Consider the following 2,366-nt stretch of genomic DNA (forward strand, 5'->3'; position numbering starts at 1 on the left):
TATTCTTAATCCTTTCAAAAAGGCAAAAATAGAAAATGAAGAAGAAACCCGAAAAAATTCTTTTTTCTCCCCCCTTTTAAAGGGGGGTAGGGAGGATCGTCTTTATAAAACCGGCGATTTAGCTCGTTATCGACCAGACGGCAACATTGAATTTTTAGGTCGCCTTGATGACCAAGTAAAAATTCGCGGTTTCCGCATCGAATTAGGAGAGATTGAGGCACTGCTGACTCAGCATCCGACAGTCAGAGAAACGGTGGTAATTGCTACAGAGATATCTGGTGATAAGCGTTTAATCGCTTATATTGTGCCAGCCCAAAATTTTACCCCTACAATCATTGAACTCCGTGATTTCCTAAGGAAGAAGTTGCCAGAATACATGGTTCCTTCAGCTTTTGTCATGATAGAAGCTCTGCCTTTAACACCTAATGGCAAAGTCGATCGTCGGAACTTACCCGAACCCGATAATTCAACTAGCCAAACCCTAGATAAGGCTTACATTGAACCTCGTAATCCTACTGAGTCAGTCCTCGCCAAAATCTGGGTTAAAGTTCTTAACATCGAGCGTGTAAGTATTTACGATAACTTCTTCGATTTAGGGGGAAATTCGCTGCTGAGTATCACCCTCATGGAGCAGATACGCAAGCAATTTGAGCGCGAATTACCGCTGTCTACCCTGTTCTTAAATCCAACCCTTGAAGGTCTAGCAAGGGCGCTATCTCCCGAAATTGATTCTCCGTATTGGTCGCCCTTAGTTGCAATTCAGCCTAAAGGTCAAAATCCACCTTTCTTTTGCGTTCATCCCATTTTAGGAGTCGTCTTTCCTTATTATGAAGTCGCATATCATTTGGGGACAGAACAACCATTTTATGGGCTACAACCTCTGGGTATGGACGGAGAACAATCCCCATTAACTCGTATTGAGGATATAGCGGCTTATTATATTGATGCCTTACGTGCAGTGCAGCCGAATGGCCCTTATTTTTTAGGAGGTTGGTCTTTTGGAGGTTTGGTTGCTTTTGAAATGGCTCAACAATTGCAGAAATCTGGGCAAAAAGTAGCTCTACTTGCTGTACTGGATACTTCAGCCCCAGTTTCTAACAACAAACCTTCCTTCGGGGACGGTTTAAAGTTTCTGATGAACACAGTAGCGCGACATATATGGCCTTATTTTATGGATTATTTTTATCTTATAGCCGCTACCGACAAGCCCCAAAGCAAGCTAATCTCTAAAGAATCTAAAAAACGAATATTAAAAGAATTAAGAAGTAAATCGATACTTAGGGTTTTTCAAGCGAATAGTCAAGCAGCGCTTAGCTATGTGCCGCAAGTCTATCCTAGCAAAATTACTCTTTTGAAAAATAGCGAACAAAATATCGCTGCGAATCAAGATCCAAGTATGGGTTGGGGCGAGCTAGCTGGAGGAGGAGTGGAAATTTATAACATTCCTGGCAATCACCTAACCATGCTCAAGAAACCCCATGTCCAGGTTCTCACCGAACAGTTAAGAACCTGTATTAAGAATGCACAGGTCGGAAGTTAAATTAAACCTCAATGGGTAGAAGCTGGAAGATGTTAGACGGGAAGAGCGATCGCTACATCACACAGTACAGCGATCGCTCTTCCCGTGGCGTCTTATTCGTACAAAGCCCATAAGTAGTGGGCACCCAGCACCAGCCCTTGAGCAACATGCGCGCGGTTGCGTGGCTCCTCCCAATAGGGTTCTGCCAAAACCAACAGTTCTCGTGCGTGTTCTACGTCAAGTTCCTCGTGGACAGTATAGTGTGACTGGCTACCCGGCGCTGCCCAACCTCGCTCGTTAATCGTGCGGGCGATCATCCCACTAACACTCGAATACAGATGCTCCAGCATCCCCAAAGCGGCTCCACCCGCTTCACTTGATTGCGTCAGACAGTAGCCCAGAAGTGAATGATTGAAAGCTAACACTGATGCAGGACAGGGTATTTCTAAATCTTCTGGAGTGGCACCTAAAGCCCGCAAAAATTGGCGGAAGGTGTATTTGTGAGAGTTCAATAAATTGCCGTGACCATGTTCTTCAGCCACGTTTTCCATCACCGAAAGTCGCCGTTCTAATACTGGAGTCCGAGCCAAAACTGCCGCTAATGATTGCGAAAATGACTCAATTGCAAAACAAATTGGTAGCTGTGTGCAAAGAAATTGTGCCCGTGAGGTAGAGGGTGCCTGCATCCACATAAAGTAAGGATGACGGTGGAAATCATAAGCCTTATTTACCATCAGCACTGCTTCTGATAGCGTGGTGCATCTCACTATATCTTCTACATACAATTGGTGAAGTCCTACTTTTCTCTCGGTAGCAATCGAGCAATTGTATAGGAGCTGCATGACTT

At 44.5% G+C, this 2,366-nt stretch carries 2 protein-coding genes; one reads left to right on the forward strand and one right to left on the reverse strand.

Features of this window, described 5'->3' with window-relative positions; all coding sequences use genetic code 11:
• Positions 1 to 1,540: alpha/beta fold hydrolase (locus tag NDA06_RS26545; RefSeq protein WP_348251951.1), on the forward strand; the 1,540-nt coding region annotated here is incomplete at its 5' end.
• A gap of 92 nt (positions 1,541 to 1,632) precedes the next feature.
• Here NDA06_RS26545 and NDA06_RS26550 read toward each other — a convergent pair.
• The coding region (locus NDA06_RS26550; RefSeq protein ID WP_348251952.1) for an iron-containing redox enzyme family protein at positions 1,633 to 2,366 on the reverse strand (734 nt) is incomplete at its 5' end.

It is taken from the genome of Trichocoleus sp. ST-U1, from assembly GCF_039961835.1.
GTDB lineage: Bacteria > Cyanobacteriota > Cyanobacteriia > Cyanobacteriales > FACHB-T130 > FACHB-T130.